General features: G+C 71.6%; 19 protein-coding genes and 1 tRNA gene. 12 read left to right on the top strand and 8 right to left on the bottom strand.

Annotation, left to right across the window (positions count from 1 at the left end):
• Positions 1 to 71: 71 nt before the first annotated feature.
• Positions 72 to 809 carry a GntR family transcriptional regulator gene (locus tag NX801_RS27395; RefSeq protein ID WP_258790628.1) on the bottom strand — a complete coding sequence of 246 codons (738 nt, stop codon included), beginning with the start codon at positions 807 to 809 and terminating at the stop codon, positions 72 to 74.
• 183 nt (positions 810 to 992) lie between these two features.
• On the opposite strand from NX801_RS27395, the gene NX801_RS27390 reads away from it, so the two are divergent.
• Genes NX801_RS27390 through NX801_RS27370 form a run of 5 tightly spaced genes read left to right on the top strand, consistent with a single transcriptional unit; the run spans position 993 to position 4,458 of the window.
• Complete coding sequence (locus tag NX801_RS27390; protein ID WP_258790627.1) at positions 993 to 1,496, top strand: hypothetical protein; 504 nt, start codon at positions 993 to 995, stop codon at positions 1,494 to 1,496.
• Complete coding sequence (locus NX801_RS27385; protein WP_258790626.1) at positions 1,493 to 1,705, top strand: hypothetical protein; 213 nt, start codon at positions 1,493 to 1,495, stop codon at positions 1,703 to 1,705. Before NX801_RS27390 ends, NX801_RS27385 begins: the two co-directional genes overlap by 4 nt.
• Positions 1,702 to 3,126, top strand: coding sequence for a replication initiator protein RepSA (gene repSA, locus NX801_RS27380; protein ID WP_346434241.1), 1,425 nt, complete (start codon positions 1,702 to 1,704; stop codon positions 3,124 to 3,126). The genes NX801_RS27385 and repSA overlap by 4 nt, the downstream gene beginning before the upstream one ends.
• Entirely contained in the window at positions 3,119 to 3,298 is a 180-nt protein-coding gene (locus tag NX801_RS27375) for a helix-turn-helix domain-containing protein (RefSeq protein ID WP_258790625.1), read from the top strand. The genes repSA and NX801_RS27375 overlap by 8 nt, the downstream gene beginning before the upstream one ends.
• Positions 3,298 to 4,458 carry a site-specific integrase gene (locus NX801_RS27370; RefSeq protein WP_258790624.1) on the top strand — a complete coding sequence of 387 codons (1,161 nt, stop codon included), beginning with the start codon at positions 3,298 to 3,300 and terminating at the stop codon, positions 4,456 to 4,458. Before NX801_RS27375 ends, NX801_RS27370 begins: the two co-directional genes overlap by 1 nt.
• 106 nt (positions 4,459 to 4,564) lie before the next feature.
• Here NX801_RS27370 and NX801_RS27365 read toward each other — a convergent pair.
• From NX801_RS27365 to NX801_RS27355, 3 genes are all read right to left on the bottom strand, one after another.
• A tRNA-Pro gene (locus NX801_RS27365) sits at positions 4,565 to 4,638 on the bottom strand.
• 30 nt (positions 4,639 to 4,668) lie between these two features.
• A complete protein-coding gene (locus NX801_RS27360; RefSeq protein ID WP_258790623.1) occupies positions 4,669 to 5,376 on the bottom strand; it encodes a Pr6Pr family membrane protein in 708 nt (235 codons plus the stop codon).
• 330 nt (positions 5,377 to 5,706) lie between these two features.
• Positions 5,707 to 6,645 carry a metallophosphoesterase gene (locus NX801_RS27355; RefSeq protein WP_258790622.1) on the bottom strand — a complete coding sequence of 313 codons (939 nt, stop codon included), beginning with the start codon at positions 6,643 to 6,645 and terminating at the stop codon, positions 5,707 to 5,709.
• Positions 6,646 to 6,722: 77 nt separating this feature from the next.
• Here NX801_RS27355 and NX801_RS27350 point away from each other — a divergent pair, with 77 nt between their 5' ends.
• On the top strand, positions 6,723 to 7,187 hold the full coding sequence (locus NX801_RS27350; protein WP_258790621.1) for a GatB/YqeY domain-containing protein: 465 nt from the start codon (positions 6,723 to 6,725) through the stop codon (positions 7,185 to 7,187).
• A 207-nt stretch (positions 7,188 to 7,394) separates the two neighbouring features.
• On the opposite strand, the gene NX801_RS27345 is transcribed toward NX801_RS27350, so the two are convergent.
• The gene (locus NX801_RS27345; protein ID WP_258790620.1) at positions 7,395 to 9,662 is read right to left on the bottom strand and encodes a transglycosylase domain-containing protein; all 2,268 of its coding nucleotides are present in this window, start codon (positions 9,660 to 9,662) and stop codon (positions 7,395 to 7,397) included.
• A gap of 838 nt (positions 9,663 to 10,500) precedes the next feature.
• Here NX801_RS27345 and NX801_RS27340 point away from each other — a divergent pair.
• Positions 10,501 to 10,851 (top strand): WhiB family transcriptional regulator, encoded by a 351-nt coding sequence (locus tag NX801_RS27340; RefSeq protein WP_258790619.1) that lies wholly within the window; start codon positions 10,501 to 10,503, stop codon positions 10,849 to 10,851.
• Between the two features lie 122 nt (positions 10,852 to 10,973).
• Here NX801_RS27340 and bagB read toward each other — a convergent pair whose 3' ends face one another.
• Positions 10,974 to 12,395, bottom strand: a complete 1,422-nt coding sequence (gene bagB / locus NX801_RS27335) for an ATPase BagB (protein WP_258790618.1) — start codon at positions 12,393 to 12,395, stop codon at positions 10,974 to 10,976.
• Entirely contained in the window at positions 12,392 to 13,354 is a 963-nt protein-coding gene (bagA, locus tag NX801_RS27330; protein WP_258790617.1) for an ATPase BagA, read from the bottom strand. The genes bagB and bagA overlap by 4 nt, the downstream gene beginning before the upstream one ends.
• 243 nt (positions 13,355 to 13,597) lie before the next feature.
• Between bagA and sp36 the strand changes: the two genes are divergently transcribed.
• The 5 genes from sp36 (at position 13,598) to NX801_RS27305 (ending at position 17,818) form a co-directional block, all read left to right on the top strand.
• Entirely contained in the window at positions 13,598 to 13,756 is a 159-nt protein-coding gene (gene sp36 / locus NX801_RS27325; protein WP_003967454.1) for a Sp36 family protein, read from the top strand.
• Positions 13,753 to 14,223: a RidA family protein gene (locus NX801_RS27320; RefSeq protein WP_258790616.1), complete on the top strand. Its 471-nt coding sequence runs from the start codon at positions 13,753 to 13,755 to the stop codon at positions 14,221 to 14,223. Before sp36 ends, NX801_RS27320 begins: the two co-directional genes overlap by 4 nt.
• Positions 14,224 to 14,886: 663 nt before the next feature.
• The gene (locus tag NX801_RS27315; RefSeq protein ID WP_258790615.1) at positions 14,887 to 15,903 is read left to right on the top strand and encodes an NUDIX hydrolase; all 1,017 of its coding nucleotides are present in this window, start codon (positions 14,887 to 14,889) and stop codon (positions 15,901 to 15,903) included.
• Entirely contained in the window at positions 15,900 to 16,730 is an 831-nt protein-coding gene (locus NX801_RS27310) for an MBL fold metallo-hydrolase (RefSeq protein WP_258790614.1), read from the top strand. The genes NX801_RS27315 and NX801_RS27310 overlap by 4 nt, the downstream gene beginning before the upstream one ends.
• 203 nt (positions 16,731 to 16,933) lie before the next feature.
• The gene (locus NX801_RS27305; RefSeq protein ID WP_258790613.1) at positions 16,934 to 17,818 is read left to right on the top strand and encodes a prohibitin family protein; all 885 of its coding nucleotides are present in this window, start codon (positions 16,934 to 16,936) and stop codon (positions 17,816 to 17,818) included.
• A 213-nt stretch (positions 17,819 to 18,031) separates the two neighbouring features.
• On the opposite strand, the gene NX801_RS27300 is transcribed toward NX801_RS27305, so the two are convergent.
• On the bottom strand, positions 18,032 to 18,706 hold the full coding sequence (locus NX801_RS27300) for a Crp/Fnr family transcriptional regulator (RefSeq protein WP_258790612.1): 675 nt from the start codon (positions 18,704 to 18,706) through the stop codon (positions 18,032 to 18,034).
• Positions 18,707 to 18,915: the final 209 nt, after the last annotated feature.

Raw genomic sequence — 18,915 nt, 5'->3', positions numbered from 1 at the left:
TCCATCCCCCTTCCCCGGCCCGGAGGGACGGGGCTTGATGAGGTAGAGAAACCCGTAACACCGAGGACTCGTCACTCCAGCTCGTAGTCCGCCGCCAGTTCGCGGTCTGGCCCCATGAAGTCGCGGGCGAACTCGGTGACTTGGCCGTGCTGGTCCCAGTAGAGGTTAGCCATGCTGAGTGTGAGAGTGCCGGGTGCGACGTCCAGCAGCTCCGCCACGCCCTCGGGAACAGCGCGAACGGAGACTACGTCGCGACGCTTCACGGCTCGTCGTCCCGTTCGGTCCTCGATGAGACCGAAGGTCATCTTGGGAAGCGGGCCAGTGGAGATCAGCTCCGGTGCTGCCTGCGCCAGTTCGCCCAGCAGCCACGAGGTGGACAGCGCCACGATTCCGTCTTCGTCCAGGTACCGGCGTCGACGCTGGATGACCGGGCTTCCTTCTTCGACTTCGAGGGCATCAGCCACTTCACCGGCCGCCGAGACAAGCTCCGCGCTGATGATTTCCACGCGCTCGCCGGGCTTGAAGCCACTCCCGGTAGTCCGCTGAAGCTGGAGCCGATCCGGTCCTGTCGTGATCTTGCTAGGCATGCGCGCCACCGTCCCAATGCCGGGGATTGTCTCTGCGTACCCTTCTGCCCGCAGAACCGCTGCGACACGGGTCGCTGTTCCAACAGACACTCCCTCGCCGCTCATGATCTCGCGGACAGAAGGGATGCGTTCACCCGGCCGTAGTTCACCACGCTCAATGCGGGCTTTGATCTGCGCCGCGATGCGTCGATACGGGGGAAGCCCGGACGGGATGCCGGTCATCGTCAACTCCTGTTCTAGAGCACTTTGGAACACCCTATTGACCGTGAGGGTGCTCTAGAACACTATAGAGCTGCGCTCGTCACTTCGACAGACGAGAACTGCGCACTTCTCCGTGCCCGGGGGCAGCCCTCCTACCGCCAAGCAGATCGGCCGCCCCCGGTTCCCTCGAAGGGAGCTTCCATCATGCCCGCTCTTTCCTCCTCCGCATTGCTGTCCTGGTCCGAACTGGACTTTCCGCGCCGCGACCGGTGTCCGGTGTGCCACGTCCAGGTGCCCGCCTGGCAGTGGACCCGTGTAGACGACCTGCGCGTCCTCACGCACGACGGGAACGTGATCTGCCCGAAGGACCCGACGTTCGGGTACCAGCCGGTGACCTCCAGCAGCGCCGTGGTGATCTCGGCTGTGCCGGACGCGTGCCGGGACTGCGACGGGTCGCTGACCACCTCGGATGACGGATCGCTGACCGGGTTCCACGGTGAGCTGGTGCCTTGCGGCTGCGTGGTCTTCAACGGGTCGCGTTGCTCCTGCGAGGTGATCGGCTGGCCGTTGAACGACGGCTTCACTGGCTGGATCGAACTCACCCGCACCGAGCTGCACGCCGCCCCGGAGGACGCACCGGTCTACCGGCCCTGCCCGCACCACAACGCCGCAGGCCGCCCCGTCGCCCGTACGGCGGTGGCCGCGTGAGGTTCCACGACGACGCCTTCAACGCCGCTGAGATCGCGGACGAGAAGCGTGCCGAGAAGATCGGCATGTACCTCGACGCCCACGACATCCGGCCCCACACCCACTTCTTCACGGTGGTCGATGACGCGTCCTTTGCCGAGGAGGACGCCAAGCTGCGCGGCCTGTACCCGCCGATCGGGCACGGCTTCCCCCGGGAGGACACGCCGTGACGGTCTTCCCCGTCGCCCCCGAGGCCGTGGCCGGTGCTGCGGCCTCCCTGGGCACCGACCCCCTGACCCTCGCAGACCTCCTCCGGGTCGCCAACGCGCCGGGCTTCGAGCAGTGGCGTGATCAGGTGCGCCGTACCGGTGGCTGCTCCGACCCGATCCACCTGACCGGCTCCACGATCACCCGCGACCGGAGTACGGGCGATGTGCTGTACGCCTACTCCACCGACGCGGAACCCGGCGGCCGGTTACGGATCGCCTGCAGCAACCGCCGGGCCTCGCGCTGCCCCTCCTGCGCCTGGACCTACGCCGGAGACACCTACCACCTCATCCGCGCCGGGATCACCGGCGACCCCCGCAAGGCGGTGCCGGGCACGGTACGCGAGCACCCCCGGGTGTTCGCCACGCTGACCGCCCCATCCTTCGGCCCGGTGCACAACCGCCCCGCCTCCGGCCGCTGCCGCTGCGGCTGCTCCCACTCCGAGACCGACCCAGCCTTGGGTACCGCGTTGGACCCGGGGCGGTACGACTACGCGGGGGCGGTGCTGTGGAACAACCACGCCGGACAGCTCTGGCAGCGCTTCACCATCTACCTGCGCCGCGAACTCGCCGCCCGCGCCGGCACCACCCAAGCCGCCCTGGCCGACGCCTGCCGGGTCTCCTTCGGCAAGGTCGCCGAATTCCAGAAACGCGGAGCGATCCACTTCCATGCCGTGGTCCGCCTCGACGGGCCGGACGGGCCCGATACCGCGCCTCCGGCGTGGGCCAGTGTGCCGCTGCTCGATGACGCGATCCGGGCCGCCGCCGTCCGCGTCCGCCTCATCGTCCCGGCCGCCGCCGACCAACCCGCCCGGGAACTGCGCTGGGGCACCCAGGTCGACGTCCAGCCCATCGGCGCGCTCGGGGCTGAGGAGCTGACCGAACAGGCGGTAGCCGCGTACGTGGCCAAGTACGCCACCAAAGCGGCCGAGACCACCGGCACCCTCGACCGACGCATCGGAGAACGAGCCGAGCTGGCCGGACTCGCGCTACCGGCACATACACGGCGACTGATCGAAACGTGCTGGGACCTGGATGCGGCCTACCCGGGGCGGCTGCTGGCGCGCTGGTCTCACATGCTCGGCTTCCGGGGCCACTTCTCCACCAAGTCCCGCCGCTACTCCACCACCCTCGGTGCCCTGCGCCAGACCCGCGCCGACTACCGCGCCCGCCAGGAACGCCGAGAACGGGGCCTGCCCGACCCGGACGACACCCCGGAGGGCTCCACGCTCGTGCTGGCGCACTGGACCTACGCCGGACACGGCCACACCCCCGGTGAATCCTGGCTCGCCGCCACCATCGCCCGGGACATCCGCCACGACCGCGAACTCAACCGCGAGATCCGCACCGAACAGGAAGCGCTGCAAGGGGGCTGGGATGAGTGACGAACTGCTGACGGTGCCCGAGGCCATGGCCAAGCTCAAGCTCGGGCGCACCAAGGTGTACGACCTCATCCGCACCCGCCGCCTGGCCTCCATCAAGGTCGACGGCTGCCGACGCATCCCCGCCACCGCCCTGGGCAACTTCATCGCGGCACAGATGGGGGAGGCCGCCTGATGGCCAAGCGCCGTAGCCGTGGTGACGGCGGCTTGCACTGGGATGAGAGCCGCCAGCGATGGATCGCTACGGCGAACCTCGGCTTCGACCCGAGCGGCAAGCGGATCGTCAAGCGGGGGAGCGGGAAGACCAAGACGGAGGCCAAGAACAAGCTCAAGGAGGTGCTGCGGGATCACGAAGACGGTCTTGCGATCGCGCCCACCAACTACACGGTCAAAGACGCGGTGACGGACTGGCTCGCATATGGCCTGGTGGGCATCGACCCGAGCACGGCCGAGACCTGCGCGACCCTGAGCCGGACGCACGTCATCCCGTCCCTGGGTGCCCGTAAGCTCCGCGACCTTAGCGCGGAGGACGTTGACCGCTGGCTGGCCATCAAGGCGAAGACGCTCAGCACCCGCACTCTCCAGGCCCTTCACTCCTGTCTCAACCGCTCGGTGAAGCGGGCCATGGCCCGGGACAAGGTCAAGCGCAACGTCGTTGAGCTGTGCTCGGTGCCCCAAGGGCAAGCCGGGCGCCCGTCCAAGGCGCTCACCTTCGTCCAGGCCGAAGCCGTGCTCAAGGGCGCAGAGGGGACCTCGATGTACGCGTACATCGTCGTCGCTCTGCTGACCGGGGCCCGTACCGAGGAACTGCGGGCGCTCACCTGGGATCACGTCTTCCTCCAGGGCATCCCGGCCGCCGACCCGCCCCAGCCTCCGCACATCGCCGTGTGGCGCTCGGTCCGACGGGGCGGAGACACCAAGACCAGGAAGTCCCGGCGAACGCTTGCCCTGCCGGCGCGCTGCGTCGAAGCCCTCTGGCAGCAGTTCGAAGATCAGGGGTGGGACCGGCTCGCCGCCGACGAGAAGTGGGAGGAACACGGGCTCGTCTTCTCCTCGGCCGTGGGCAGACCCCTCGACGCGGCCAATGTCCGCCGCGCCTTCCGCCAGGCGCTCAACGGCGTGGACGGGATCAACGCCGACGAGTGGACGCCCCGGGAGCTCCGGCACAGCTTCGTGTCCCTGCTTTCCGACCGTGGCGTCCCGCTGGAAGTGATCTCTCGCCTCGTCGGGCACTCGGGGACGGCCGTCACCGAGGAGGTCTACCGGAAGCAGATCCGGCCCGTGATCCAGACCGGTGCCGTAGTCATGGACGGGATCTTCGGCGTTGATCCGTAGCGGTTGTAGACACTCGGGAAGCGATAGTCACGCAGATAGACACGCAGCTCAAAACAGATGAACCACCGACTCACGCGAGTCGGTGGTTCATCTGCTGTTTCGGCTGTCGGGGTGGCGGGATTTGAACCCACGACCTCTTCGTCCCGAACGAAGCGCGCTGCCAAGCTGCGCCACACCCCGATGCCGCCGTGTCTCTCGCGGCGACGTCGATTACTTTAGCCCACCCGGGCCCGGAGGCGAAATCCGGTTCTCCGGGCCCCGTACGTAGGGCCTCACGCGGTCGAGACCGATCATGAGGGTCGCCAGGGCGCAGAAGGTCAGGCCCAGCACCGAGGCGTTGCCGAGGACGGCGGCGTAGCCCTGGGTGTCGACGTCCAGGAAGGGGTACGGGTAGCGGGCGGTCGGGCCGGGCGGCAGGAGGGCGCCGCGGGCCAGGGAGTAGAGGAGGTACGCCGGCGGGTAGAGCAGCCACCAGGGGGTGTGGCGCAGGCGCAGGTCGCCGGGGCGGGTGAGGAGCAGCCAGTCCAGCAGGGCGGCGAGCGGCGTCGCGGTGTGGAGCAGCTGGGTGGCGAGTGAGGCGGCGGGGGAGGAGCTGGAGACGTCGGCGGCGAGGACCAGGTGGTAGACCAGGCCGGTCACCGAGATGTAGAGGAGCGCGGCGCCGGTCAGTGGGGCCGGCAGCGGTGGGCGGGCGGACCAGGCACGGCGGGCGGCCAGGGCGAAGACGACGGCGACGAACAGATTGCTCTGGACCGTGAAGTAGCTCAGTACCCGGCCGGGACTCCCCAGGGCCAGGTCGATGACTATTCCGGTCACCGCCGCCAGCGCCACCAGGGCGCGGAAGGCCGCCGTGTACGGCCTGCGGACGGGAGGGACGACCGCCGATGCGGGTACATGCGTCGAGAGCGGACCAGTCATCCCTCCACCGTACGGGGGAGAGCGATCATGGCCGCCCCACCCCTCCCGGCCCGGGACCCGCAGGGATTGGCCCCTCCCGGGCCCGAACGCCACCCCTTCGGGGTTCCCGGGCTCCGATCCGACCCGGGGGAACGCCCCCCGGCCCGGAACCCACAGGGGCTTGCCCCCCCCTTCCGGCCCGAAGCCGCCGAAGGCCGGTCCCTTCCGGTCCGGGACCCGCAGGGGTCGGCCCGCGCTGGCCCAGGCCCCCAAGGCCGGCTCCTCCCGGCCCCGGACCCCCCAAGGCCGGCTCCTCCCGGCCCGGGGCTCCGTCTCAGCGTCCCGTACGGATCAGGCCTGCGGGGCGAGGGTCAGCAGGGTGGCCTCCGGGGGGCAGGCGAACCGGACCGGGGTGTAGCGGTTGGCGCCGCAGCCGGCCGAGACATGGAGGTGGGCCGTGTTGCCGCCCGCCTGGTGCGTCGAGAGGCCCTTGACCCGGTCGGTGTCCAGGTCGCAGTTGGTGACGAGCGCCCCGTAGAAGGGGACGCACAGCTGGCCGCCATGGGTGTGACCGGCCAGGATCAGCGGGTAGCCGTCCGCCGTGAACGCGTCCAGCGAGCGCAGGTACGGGGCGTGCACGACACCCACCGAGAGATCGGCGCCCTCCTCGGGGCCGCCGGCCACCCGCTCGTACCGGTCCCGCTTGATGTGCGGGTCGTCCAGTCCGGTGAAGGCCAGCTCCAGGCCGTCGACCTTGAGCCGGCCACGGGTGTTGGTGAGGTCCAGCCAGCCCGCCGCGTCGAAGGCGTCCCGGATCTCCTCCCACGGGTTGTGCACGACGCCCACGGCCGGCGCGTTGCCGTTCAGGCCGTGCCGTCCCTGGAGCTTCTCCACCAGGTAGCGGGCCGGGTTCCGCAGCTTCGGGCCGTAGTAGTCGTTGGAGCCGAAGACGTACACGCCCGGGAACTCCAGAAGCGGCCCCAGCGCGTCCAGCAGCTCGGGCACCCCCTCCGGGTCGGAGAGGTTGTCGCCCGTGTTGACCACGAAGTCCGGCCGCAGCCCGGCCAGCGACTGGAGCCAGCCGCGCTTCTTGCGCTGACCGCACACCATGTGGATGTCCGACACCTGGAGCACCCGCAGTGGCCGCGCCCCCCGGGGCAGTACCGGAACGGTCACCCGGCGCAGCCGGAAGGAGCGGGCCTCGAAGCCGGCGGCATACGCCAGCCCGGCGGCTCCCGCCGCCGCGATTCCTGCCGTGACCTTGAGGGGAACTCCGTATCGCGCGCGCATGGGGCCATCGTCGCAGACGGTCCGGCCCCCGGAAATGCGCGGGCGGTGACTTCGCCGGACCTGCCACACTTGTGGGCATGACCACGCTCAAGTCCAGGCTTCAGGAAGACCTCACCGAGGCGATCAGGGCGCGCGACGAACTGCGCTCCTCGACGCTCCGGCTGACCCTCGCGGCGATCACCAAGGAGGAGGTCTCGGGCAAGTCGGCGCGGGAGCTCTCCGACGACGAGGTGCAGAAGGTGATCGCCAAGGAGGCGAAGAAGCGCCGTGAGGCCGCCGAGGCGTTCGCCCAGGGGGGCCGTACGGAGCAGGCCGAGCGTGAGAAGGCCGAGGGTGTGGTGCTCGACGCCTACCTGCCGCAGCAGCTCTCCGACGAGGAGCTGCGGGCCGTCGTGGCCGGGGCGGTCGAGGAGGCGAAGGCGGCCGGCGCGGAGGGTCCCCGGGCGATGGGCGCGGTGATGAAGATCGTGAACCCCCAGGTGGCCGGACGCGCCGAGGGCGGCCGGGTCGCCGCGACCGTGAAGCAGCTGCTGGCGGGCTGAGCCGGAAGCGGTGAGTCGCGGGCGGCCGGGGAACGGTGGCCCGCGGGCTGATCCGGCGGCTGCACGGTCATACCCGGGGCTGATCCGAACGTGTACCGCGCCCGCGGGTTCGAGGCCCGCCTGTGTGTACGAGAAAGGGCTCCCTCGCCGTCCCGGTCGTCGGACCGGTGGTGCGGCGGGGGAGCCCTTTCCGTGGCGGCCGCGTGGTCAGTGCCGGCGATCGCCGCCCAGGCCGCCGATCAGGCCGGCCGGCCAGGAGAAGTCCGGGCGCGGCCGGCCGCCTCCGTTGTCTCCGCCCGGCCGGTTGTCCCCGGGGCGGTTGTCACCCGGACCGGCGTCGCCGACCGGCGGCTGGTCGTTCCGGCCCGGCTGCGAGGGGCGCGACTCGCCCGGGTTCTGCGGCGAGGCCGGGGCGTCCGGCACATCGACACCGGCGAAGCCGGGCGCCTCCCGGCCGTCCAGGGCGCCGGTCATGGCGTCCTTCCAGATCGGTCCGGGCACCTGGCCGCCGAAGACCTTGTCGTGCGACACCCCGCCGATGGTGATGTTCACCATCTCCACCTGCTGGGTCGGGCTGCCGACCCAGACGGCGCCGGAGAGGTTCGGCGTGTAGCCGACGAACCAGGCGTTCTTGCGGCCGTCGGTGGTACCGGTCTTGCCCGCGCTGTCCCGGCTGCTGAGACCCGCCTGCTGACCCGTACCGGAGTCGACCACTCCGCGCAGCAGATTGTTGATGGTGTCCGCCGTGCGCTCGGACATCGCCCGGTCGCACTTGGTCTTCGGCACCTCCAGGCTCTCGCCGTTCACGGTCGTGATGGCCGTGATGGCGGTCGGGGTGCAGTACGTCCCCCGGTTGGCGAAGGTGGCGTACGCGGTGGCCATGGTCAGCGGGGACATGCCGTCCGAGCCGAGGGTCAGCGCCGACGGCTTCTCCGGCAGCTTCTCGTCGTTGCCCATCACCACGCCGAGCTTGTCGGCCATCTTGACCACCGGGCACATGCCGATCTCGCCGATCATCTGCACGAAGTAGGTGTTGACCGACTTCTCCATCGCCTCGCGGAGCCCGTACGGTCCGACCTCGGACTCGTTCTCGTTCTCCACGGTGTCCCCGTTGCCGTTGGTCCACGACTTGCCGTCGCAGGCGGCCACTCGCTCCGGGTACGGCATCTGGTACGGCGCCGGGTAGGTCTGGGACGCCGACTTGCCCTGTTCCAGCGCGGCCGCGGCGACGAAGGGCTTGAACGTCGAACCGACCGGGAAGCCGTAGTTCGAGCCACCCATCTTCTTGTTGACCGAGTAGTTGATCTGGGTCTCGTGGTTGCCGAAGCCGTACGGCCGGGACTGCCCCATCGCCAGGATCTTGCCGGTGCCGGGCTCCACCATGGTCACGGCGGTGGCGACCTTGTCGTCCTGGTAGACGTGCTCCTTGATCGACTCCTGGGCCGACTTCTGCGCCTGCGGGTCCAGCGTGGTGCGGATCGTCAGACCGCCCCGGTTCCAGAGCTTGTTGCGCTCCGCCCGGTCCTTGCCGAAGGCCGGGTCGGAGAGGACGACCTCACGCACGTAGTCGCAGAAGAAACCCGCCCCGTGCACCGCCGTGATGCAGCCATTGGCGATCTTGGTCATATGCAGGACGATCGGCGTGGCCTTCGCCCGGTCGGCCTCCGCCTGGCTGATGTCGCCGACCGCGACCATCCGCTGGAGCACCGTGTTCCGGCGCTTGGTCGCCTCCTCGCCGTCATTGAACGGATCGAACCGGCTGGGCGACTGCACCACGCCGGCGAGCAGGGCCGACTCCGCCAGGTTCAGATCGGCGGCGGGCTTGGAGAAGTAGCGCTGGGCGGCGGCCTCGATGCCGTACGCCTGCTGGCCGAAGAAGGTGATGTTGAGGTAGTTCTCGAGGATCTTCTTCTTCCCGAGCTCCTCCTCCACCTGGATCGCGTACTTCAGCTCCTGGATCTTCCGGCCCAGGGTCTGCTGGGTGGCCTGGGCGACCTTGTCGGGATCGTCGCCGGCCTCCTCCACGAAGACGTTCTTCACGTACTGCTGGGTCAGCGTCGAGGCGCCCTGCGCCACTCCGCCGCTGCGCGCGTTGCGGTTGAGCGCCCGCAGCACACCCTTGAGGTCGACCGCGCCGTGCTCGTAGAAGCGCGAGTCCTCGATGGCGACGATCGCCTTCTGCATGTACGGGGAGATCCGGGTGAGCGGGACGACCGTCCGGTCCCGGTAGAAGACGGTGGCGATCTTGCCGCCCTTGGCGTCCAGGATCGTGGTGCGCTGGCTCAGCGGGGGCGTCTTGAGATTGGCCGGGATCTCGTCGAACCCCTCGACCGTCCCCTTGGCCGCGAGACCCAGGGCTCCCGCGGCGGGCAGGGCGATGCCGGCCAGTACGGCTCCGGAAAGCACGCTGACACCGACGAACTTGGCGGCCTGCTGGGTCCGGGTCAGACCGCCGCCCGAGCGCTTCTTTGGCATGGGAGGAAGCCTACGGTCTGATGCGCGGGACGCGCGTATACCCCTTGGCCCAAGCTTGTCACAACTGTCGCGACATTCCTGGCCCCGAACGCGCTCCCGCACCCTTTCGCCGCTTTTCCCGCTCGCGGTGCGCGGTGTGCCGGGGCGGGCCGCTCGTGGCCGGGGCGGGGCCCGGGGCCGGCGCCGTCGGCCCGGTCCGGGCCCGGGCGCGGTGCGGGACGCGGTGTCGCGGCGTCGTCGAGGCGGCGCGAGGCACCAGCCGCAGCGGCGGGAGAGGGGGCGGAGGCATGCGGGGCGCGGAGACGCGAGGCGCTGCCGGGGGCTCCCGCCCGGGCGCTCCCGGGAACGGTGCTTTCCGGCCAGGGCGGTCCCGGCCCGTCTCAGCTCCGGCCCGTCTCGGCTCCGCCTGCGCATGGGCCCACCCCGGGACGGGCCCGTCCAAGGCCAGGCCCGTCCCGGATTGGTCTCCCTGGCCCGGGGCGCGCTGATCGGGGCGGGGTCCGCCGGACCCGTCCGGACCGGCCGGTGACGGGGCGCCGCCGCCGGCTGTCCGCGGGGTCCGTGGCCGTCCCGTACGGATCGTGTCCGACCGCCGTCATGCCCTTTGGCTCAATCCGGCTCAACCCGGATGCCCTGCCCCTCGTTATTCCTTACGTATACCGATCGCTCACTCCCCTGGGTGATCTGGCGCCTACGCATAGTCCATTTGGACCATCCAAGATTGGGCCCGACGGGGGTGTTGCGCTGTGTCCACCTTCCGTAACGTCCTCAACTGGCAGCGGTGAATATGCCGCTGCCGCCGTGGGGGAGCCTCGATTCGGGAGAGGACGGCGCCGGTATGGGCTGGGTAGCTGACTGGAGTGCGCAGGCGGCCTGCCGCACGACGGATCCGGATGAACTCTTCGTACAAGGAGCCGCGCAGAACAGGGCGAAGGCGGTGTGCACCGGCTGCCCGGTGCGGACCGAGTGCCTGGCGGACGCGCTGGACAACCGCGTCGAGTTCGGTGTGTGGGGTGGGATGACGGAGCGCGAGCGGCGCGCGCTGTTGCGCCGCCGGCCGACGGTCACCTCGTGGCGCCGTCTGCTGGAGACGGCGCGTATCGAGTACGAACGGAGCGCGGGCATTCTGCCGGTGGCGCTCGACACCGGCGAGGCGGAGGCGTACGAGGCTTACGCGGCGGCCGGCTGAGCCATCCGCGCGACATCGACAACAGCCCGCCCGGCACGACCGGTGCGGGTGTCGGCCGACCCGTGAACCGGCCGTGAGCCAGCCACGAAGGGGTGGACCGACCCTGAGCGCGGACAAGCCGCTCAGGCCGCCCCCGCAGGCGGCGTGGGCCCGGCCGGCGGTGGGGCGGTCGCCGGGGCGCCCGGCGGTTCCGGCGAGGCCAGCCGGGCACCGATGGCGCGAAGCCCCGTCAGGTCGTGTACGTCTCCGGGGAGCGCGGGCACCTCGGCCACGGCCACCTCGGGGTGAAGCGCGGTGAAGCGGTCACGGGTGCGCCGCTCACGGGCGAGCACCTGCATCCGCTCGGCATGCAGTCTGAGCAGCCCCGCGGTGAGGCGGGCCACCGAGGGCGGGACGGCGCTGTCCATCGGGGCGGCGGCTGACGCACCGTTGTCTGTGGGGGAAACGGGAGTCTCGGGAGAGGCGGCCTCGGGGCCACCCTGACCAGTCTGCCCGGCCGCATGATCCACAATGCGGCCCTCCTCAAGATTTTCCGCGACCGCCAGCGCGCGTTCGGCGGAGAGCCGCGCGGCACGGCTGCCATGCACCCGGTTCAGCACCAGCCCGGCCAGCGGCATCCGTTCCGCCGCCAGCCGGTCCACGAAGTACGCCGCCTCCCGCAGGGCGTCCCGCTCCGGCGCGGCCACCACCAGGAAGGCCGTGCCCGGAGCCTGGAGCAGCCGGTAGGTGGCGTCGGCCCGGGTGCGGAAGCCGCCGAACATGGTGTCCATCGCGGCCACGAACGTCTGGACGTCCCGCAGGAACTGAGCCCCCAGCAGCTTCCCCAGGGTGCCGGTCATCATCGACATACCGGCGTTCAGGAACTTCATCCCCGCCCGGCCGCCCACCCGGGCCGGCGCCACCAGCAGCTTGATGAACCTCCCGTCCAGGAAGGAGCCCAGCCGCTTCGGGGCGTCCAGGAAGTCGAGTGCGGACCGGGAGGGCGGGGTGTCGACGACGATCAGGTCCCAGGAGTCGCGCGTCCGCAGCTGTCCCAGCTTCTCCATCGCCATGTACTCCTGGGTGCCGGCGAAGCCGGCCGACAGGGACTGGTAGAAGGGGTTTTCCAGGATCGCGCGGGCTCGGGCGGGGTCCGCGTGCGCCTCCACGATCTCGTCGAAGGTGCGCTTCATGTCCAGCATCATGGCGTGGAGTTCGCCGTCGCCCTCGATGCCCGGCACCCGGCGGGGCACGTTGTCGAGCTGGTCGATGCCCATGGACTGGGCCAGTCGGCGGGCCGGGTCGATGGTGAGGACGACCACCTTCCGGCCGCGCTCGGCCGCCCGTACTCCGAGGGCCGCCGCGGTGGTCGTCTTGCCCACCCCGCCGGCGCCGCAGCAGACGACGATCCTGGTCGCCGGATCGTCCAGCAGCGGGTCGACCTCCAGCCGGGGCACCGCCCCCAGCCCGCCGTTGCGGTCACCGGTGTCCGGCGCCGGGCCGGACCCGGCGTCCGTCGCCGTGCCGGGTACGGAGGCTGTTCCGTCGCCCATGTGCTCGCTCATGCGCCCACCCCGAGCTTCCGTAGTTGCCTGGCCAGCCGGTAGAGCCCGGCGAGGTCGGCGCCCTCGCCGAGCAGCGGCAGCTCGTACGCCGGGACGTCCAGCTTCGCCAGGACATCGCGCTGCTCCCGCTCCAGCTCCACCCGCTGGGCGTGCGCGGCCGCCTGCTCCACGAGCGGGGCCACCAGCCGTTCGGCACCGCTCACCCCCGCCGCGGTGAGCGCCCGGACGATGTCCTCGCGGTGGTCGGCGCGGGCCACCCGTACCGCGTCCTCGTCCAGCACCTGGGGGCGGACCATGTTCACGATCACGGCGCCCACCGGCAGCTCGGCGGCGCGCAGTTCCGCGATGCCGTCGGCGGTCTCCTGGACCGGCATCTCCTCCAACAGCGTGACCAGGTGCACGGCGGTCTCGGGCGACTTCAGCACCCGCATCACCGCCTGCGCCTGATTGTGTATCGGGCCGATCCTGGCGAGCCCGGCCACCTCGTCGTTGACGTTGAGGAAGCGGGTGATCCGGCCGGTCGGCGGGGCGTCCATGACGACGTGGTCGTAGAGGTAACGTCCCTGCTTGTCCCGGCGCCGTACCGCCTCGCACGCCTTGCCTGTCAGCAGTACGTCCCGTACGCCGGGCGCGACGGTGGTCGCGAAGTCGATGGCGCCCAGTTTCTTCAGCGCCCGGCCCGCACCGCCCAGCTTGTAGAACATCTGAAGATAGTCGAGCAGCGCTCGCTCGGCGTCGATGGCGAGCGCGTACACCTCCCCGCCCCCGGGCGCGACGGCGATCTTCCGCTCTTCATAGGGAAGGGGCTCGGTCTCAAATAGTTGCGCGATTCCTTGTCTGCCTTCGACCTCCACGAGGAGAGTCCGCTTGCCCTCCTTGGCGAGGGCGAGCGCGAGGGCGGCGGCGACCGTCGTCTTACCGGTTCCGCCCTTGCCGCTGACGACCTGGAGCCTGCTCACGTCATGGAGCCTAACCAGTCGCCGCACGGCCCAGACGTCCCCGGGTCGGATTGCGTCAGGTGCCACACCGGCCCGGGACGGCGAGCCGGGGGCCGCCCGGCGGGGCCGTACCGGAGCGGGCGCCCGCCCGGGGCCGTACCGGGCCGGGCGCCCACCGGCCGGGGCAGCGCCGGGCCGGGGCTGCGGGAGGGGCCGTACCGGGCCGGGCGGAGGGGGCCGGGGGCAGCGGCTACAGTCGGCTCCATGACCAAGTGGGAATACGCGACCGTGCCCCTTCTCGTGCACGCGACCAAGCAGATTCTGGACACCTGGGGCGAGGACGGCTGGGAGCTCGTCCAGGTCGTTCCCGGGCCGAACAACCCCGAGCAGCTCGTGGCCTACCTGAAGCGGGAGAAGGCGTGACCGGCCGGGTCGAGGCGAAACTCGCCGAGCTGGGGCTGACCCTGCCGCAGGTCGTGCCGCCGCTGGCCGCGTACCAGCCGGCCGTGCGGTCCGGCGCGTACGTCTACACCGCCGGCCAGCTGCCGATGGTGGAGGGCAAGCTTCCGGTCACCGGCAAGGTGGGCGGCGAGGTCACGCCGGAGGAGGCCAAGGAACTGGCCCGCATCTGCGCGCTGAACGCCCTGGCGGCCGTGAAGTCGGTCGCCGGTGACCTGGACCGGGTCGCCCGCGTCGTCAAGGTGACCGGCTTTGTCGCCTCGGCCGCCGATTTCACCGGCCAGCCCGCGGTGCTGAACGGCGCCAGCGAGCTGCTGGGCGAGGTCTTCGGTGACCGGGGGGTGCACGCCCGCAGCGCGGTCGGTGTCACGGTCCTGCCGCTGGACGCCCCGGTCGAGGTGGAAGTCCAGGTCGAGCTCGTCCAGGACTGACGGGCCGGAGCCGGCGGCCGCCGCCTCCAGACCGGCCGACCGCACCGGCCGCCCGGCGCCCGCCGCCCGGCCTGCGGCGGTCGGCCTGCGGCGGTCGGCCTGCGGCGCTCGCTGCTTCCGGGCTCGCTGATCGACACCGGCCCTCGCCGTCCGGCCTGCGGCGGCCGCCGCTTCCAGACCGGCCGGCCGCCCCGGCTTCCGCCGCCCGGCCTGCGGCGGTCGTCGCCTCCGAGGCCGCTGGCCGGCACCGACCCCGTCGCCCGGCCGCCGCGCCGGCTCCGGGTGACGGCGGGCGGGCCGGGACGACCGGCGGACCGGGCGGCTCGGGGCGGGCCAGGCCGGCGCCTTCCCCGGAACCTGCCCTTCCGGGGCGGTGGACCGGGCCGGGAGGCTTGGGACCGGGTGGCCCGGAACCCGATCCTGCACCCCCGGTGGACCGGCGCCGACGAGCCCTCGATCCGCCCTTCCGGCCCGTTGACCCGGGCCGGCGAGGTCCCCGATCCACCCCTCCGGCCCGGTCGTGCCCCCTTCGGCCCCGCCCCCGCCGCGCCGCGCGGGCGGGGCCCCGGCGCTCCCGGGCCGGGGCGCGCGGAACGGCCTACGGCCACCTCCGCCGACAGCCGGCCTCTCGAACATCGCGACGGATGCGCATAGCATCCGCCCATGTCCCCTGGTTCTGCTTACCCGGGCTCCCCCGGTTCCGCCTCCCGGGCCCAGTGGTACCCGCCGGAGTGGCCCGGCCGGATCCGCGCGCTCGCCGCCGGTGAGCTGACGGCCGTGCCCCCGCGCCGCGCCGCGACCGTGCTCCTGCTGCGTGAGGAGACGGCGCCCGGCGCCGGTCCTCAGGGGCAGGTCCAGGTGCACATGCTGCGGCGCCGTACCTCCATGGCCTTCGCCGGCGGCGCGTACGCCTATCCCGGCGGCGGAGTCGACCCGCGCGACGAACACCCGGTGCGCTGGGCGGGCCCGGCGCCGGCCGAATGGGCCGTCCGGCTCGGGGTCCCGGGACCCGGCGAGGCGCAGGCCATCGTGTGCGCGGCGGTGCGCGAGACGTTCGAGGAGGCGGGCGTGCTGCTCGCCGGTCCCGCCCCCGGCACGGTGGTCGCCGACACCACCGGGGACGACTGGGAGGCCGACCGGGCCGCCCTGGTCGCCCGTGAGCTGTCGTTCGCGGACTTCCTGGACCGGCGCGGGCTGGTGCTCCGCTCCGATCTGCTCGGTGCCTGGGCCCGCTGGATCACGCCCGAGTTCGAGCCCCGCCGCTATGACACCTGGTTCTTCGTGGCCGTCCTGCCGGCCGGCCAGCGCACCCGGGACGTCTCCACCGAGGCCGACCGTACGGTGTGGATCAGGCCGGCCGACGCGGCAGCGGGTTACGACCGGGGTGAGCTGCTGATGATGCCGCCCACCATCGCCACGCTGCGGAGCATCGAGCCGTACGCCACACCCGCCGCCGCCCTCGCCGCCGCACCCGGGCAGGACCTCGCGCCGGTGCTGGCGCGGGCCCGGCTGAAGGGGGACGAGGTGGTCCTGAGCTGGCCGGGCCACGAGGAGTTCACCAAACATGTGCCCCGGACGGCGGCCGGCCCGGAGGGCTCCCGGGACCCCGGGGCGCCCGGGAGGCCGGTGGCTCCCCGGGACTCCGCCCCGCCCGCCCCGAAGGGAGGTGACGCCGGATGACCGAGGCCGCCGCACTGCCGGGCCGCCCGCGCGAAGCGGTGGTCTCCGGACCCGCGACCGCGCGGGCCGTGAATGTCCTGGCGCCCAACCCGTCCGCCATGACGCTGGACGGCACCAACACCTGGATCCTCTCCGAGCCCGGCTCGGAACTGGCCGCCGTCGTCGACCCGGGGCCGCTGCACGAGGGGCATCTCCGCGACGTCCTGGCCACCGCCGAGCGGCTCGGCAAGCGGGTGGTCCTGACCCTGCTGACGCACGGCCACGCCGACCATGCCGAGGGCGCGGGACGGTTCGCGGAGCTGACCGGGGCGCCGGTACGGGCGCTCGACCCCGCCCTGCGCCTGGGCGACGAGGGCCTCGGCCCGGGCCGGACCGTGCGCGTCGGGGGCCTGGAACTGGTCGTCGTACCGACCCCGGGGCACACCTCCGACTCGCTCAGCTTCCACCTGCCGGCGGACCGGGCGGTGCTGACCGGCGACACCGTCCTGGGACGCGGTACGACGATGGTCGCGCACCCGGACGGCCGGCTGGGCGACTACCTGGACTCCCTGCGGCGGCTGCGCTCCCTGACGGTGGACGACGGGGTGCGTACGGTGCTGCCCGGGCACGGGCCGGTCCTGGAGGACGCGCAGGGGGCGATCGAGTTCTACCTCGCCCACCGCGCGACCCGGCTGGCCCAGGTCGAGACGGCGGTCGAGGACGGCCACCGTACGGCGTCCGAGGTGGTGGCACATGTCTACGCGGGGGTGGACCGGGCGCTCTGGCCCGCCGCCGAGCTCTCGGTCCGGGCGCAGCTGGAGTATCTCGACGAGCACGGCCTGATCTGACGACCCGGCCGGCTCCCCTCCCCCGGACCGCCCCCCGGATGCCCGGCCGCTGAGCGGCGCCACACCGCGTCCCGGCACCACACCGCGTCCGAGACGATTTTGTCGTACCGGACGGGAACGGCGGACGGCTCTCCGGCGTGATGACTTACGCTCCGCATACTTCCGGGCGTTCTCCGCCCGGTCAGGGTCCCAGGGGGGATGTCATGTTCGTTCTCGCCATTCTGCTGCTCATAGCGGCCGTGGTGCTGTACTTCGTCGGCCGGAGCAACGAGAGCCTCGGCCTCAAGCTGGGCTCCGCCGGAGCGCTGATCGCCGCTCTGATCTCCGCGCTGACCAGTTGCCTGCATGTGATCAGCGCGTACGAGGTCGGGGTGCCGGTCGCCTTCGGCAAGGTCGGTACGCCGATGACGTCCGGTCTCAATGTCACCTCGCCGTTCACCGCCGTCACCACCTTCTCGACCCGCCCCGTCGATCTGAACCTCTCCGACAAGGACGTGGTCGAGGTCCGCTCCTCGCAGGGCGGGGTGATGTACGCGGAGGTGACCGTGAAGTGGGCGGTCCACCCCTCGAAGGCGGTCGAGCTCTACCGGCTGGCCGGAAGCGAGGAGGCGATCCAGCAGCGGCTGGTCTTCCCCGACAGCCGTGAGATCGTCCGCAATGTCTTCGCCCGCCACACGAGCGAGGAGGGGTACGCCTCCGCCCGGGAGAAGATCAACACCGAGATCGGGAACCTGATCAAGGAGCGCCTGGCGCCCCGGGGCATCGATGTCACCACGGTGAACCTGCGGAACGTCAAGCCCTCGGACCCGCTCCAGGAGCAGATCGACCGGAAGATACAGCAGCAGCAGGCCACCGAGCGGGCCACGGAGGCCACCCGGACGGCGAAGGCGGACGCGGAGCGGCGCCGGATCGAGGCCGAGGGCGTGGCGCGGGCCAACAAGATCCTCAGCGCCTCGCTCACCGACAAGGTGCTGCTGAACCAGTGCATCGAGGCGTTCAAGGAGGCCGCCAACAAGCAGCCGGTCTACGCCGTGCCCTGCGGCTCCGGCGGCAGCACCCCGCTGATCGTGGACGGTACGAAGAAGTAGCGGCCGGAAGCAGTCGCCGGCGCGGCTGCGTACGCGTACGAACGGCATGAACGCATACGCGTGCCCATGGGCGCGGGTGCGTACAGACGGGCGCGCATGAGGCCCCGCGCACGCCCGCGCGGCGGAGCCGTACCCGAGACGGAGGGCCGCCCCGGACGTCACCGGGGCGGCCCTCCGTCACGCGTCAGGGTGGGAATTCCCCGAATACGGGTGCTAGCGGGACCGCTTTGCGAGACGCTCGACGTCCAGCAGGATCACCGCGCGCGCCTCCAGCCGCAGCCAGCCACGGCCCGCGAAGTCGGCGAGCGCCTTGTTGACCGTCTCACGGGAGGCGCCGACCAGCTGAGCCAGTTCCTCCTGGGTGAGGTCGTGCACCACATGGATGCCTTCCTCCGACTGCACGCCGAAGCGGCGCGAGAGGTCCAGCAGCGCCCGGGCGACCCGGCCCGGTACGTCGGAGAAGACCAGGTCGGACATCTGGTCATTGGTCTTGCGAAGCCGCCGCGCGACCGCGCGCAGCAGGGCGGTGGCCACCTCCGGGCGGGCGTTCAGCCAGGGCTGGAGGTCGCCGTGGCCCAGGCCGAGCAGCTTGACCTCGGTCAGTGCCGTCGAAGTGGCGGTGCGCGGGCCCGGGTCGAACAGCGACAGCTCGCCGATCAGCTCGCCGGGGCCCAGCACGGCCAGCATGTTCTCCCGGCCGTCGGGGGAGGTCCGGTGCAGCTTGACCTTGCCCTCGGTGACCACGTAGAGCCGGTCGCCCGGTTCGCCCTCGTGGAAGAGAGCGTCGCCGCGGGCGAGCGTCACCTCACTCATCGAGGCGCGGAGCTCCGCGGCCTGCTCGTCATCGAGCGCCGCGAAGAGCGGGGCGCGCCGCAGAACGTCGTCCACGAATCTCTCCTATGTCGACCTGCTCAGGGACAGTGGGTCCCATGATGCCGGACGGTAAAACAGTGCGATCAATCACAACAAGTTTGACGCACTGGTACGCGTGTCCGTACGGCAGGGGCCCGATTGGGTCTTGATCATCGGAGCCCGGGGCAGATGTCAGTGGCGGCCCGTAGGGTGGCCGGGTGTCCAATTCGCCGGTGAGAGCGCAG

The sequence above is a fragment of the Streptomyces pyxinae genome, assembly GCF_024756275.1.
Taxonomy (GTDB): Bacteria; Actinomycetota; Actinomycetes; order Streptomycetales; family Streptomycetaceae; genus Streptomyces; species Streptomyces pyxinae.
Note: the sequence above shows the minus strand (reverse complement) of the source record. Positions and strands in the feature narration are given on the sequence as shown.

Excerpts from the sequence above, each read along its gene's own strand:
- NX801_RS27395 (WP_258790628.1), bottom strand. The coding sequence starts at position 809 with ATGACCGGCATCCCGTCCGGGCTTCCCCCGTATCGACGCATCGCGGCG.
- NX801_RS27390 (WP_258790627.1), top strand. The coding sequence starts at position 993 with ATGCCCGCTCTTTCCTCCTCCGCATTGCTGTCCTGGTCCGAACTGGAC.
- NX801_RS27375 (WP_258790625.1), top strand. The coding sequence starts at position 3,119 with ATGAGTGACGAACTGCTGACGGTGCCCGAGGCCATGGCCAAGCTCAAG.
- NX801_RS27370 (WP_258790624.1), top strand. The coding sequence starts at position 3,298 with ATGGCCAAGCGCCGTAGCCGTGGTGACGGCGGCTTGCACTGGGATGAG.
- NX801_RS27360 (WP_258790623.1), bottom strand. The coding sequence starts at position 5,376 with ATGACTGGTCCGCTCTCGACGCATGTACCCGCATCGGCGGTCGTCCCT.
- NX801_RS27355 (WP_258790622.1), bottom strand. The coding sequence starts at position 6,645 with ATGCGCGCGCGATACGGAGTTCCCCTCAAGGTCACGGCAGGAATCGCG.
- NX801_RS27350 (WP_258790621.1), top strand. The coding sequence starts at position 6,723 with ATGACCACGCTCAAGTCCAGGCTTCAGGAAGACCTCACCGAGGCGATC.
- NX801_RS27345 (WP_258790620.1), bottom strand. The coding sequence starts at position 9,662 with ATGCCAAAGAAGCGCTCGGGCGGCGGTCTGACCCGGACCCAGCAGGCC.
- NX801_RS27340 (WP_258790619.1), top strand. The coding sequence starts at position 10,501 with ATGGGCTGGGTAGCTGACTGGAGTGCGCAGGCGGCCTGCCGCACGACG.
- bagB (WP_258790618.1), bottom strand. The coding sequence starts at position 12,395 with ATGAGCGAGCACATGGGCGACGGAACAGCCTCCGTACCCGGCACGGCG.
- sp36 (WP_003967454.1), top strand. The coding sequence starts at position 13,598 with ATGACCAAGTGGGAATACGCGACCGTGCCCCTTCTCGTGCACGCGACC.
- NX801_RS27315 (WP_258790615.1), top strand. The coding sequence starts at position 14,887 with ATGTCCCCTGGTTCTGCTTACCCGGGCTCCCCCGGTTCCGCCTCCCGG.
- NX801_RS27310 (WP_258790614.1), top strand. The coding sequence starts at position 15,900 with ATGACCGAGGCCGCCGCACTGCCGGGCCGCCCGCGCGAAGCGGTGGTC.
- NX801_RS27305 (WP_258790613.1), top strand. The coding sequence starts at position 16,934 with ATGTTCGTTCTCGCCATTCTGCTGCTCATAGCGGCCGTGGTGCTGTAC.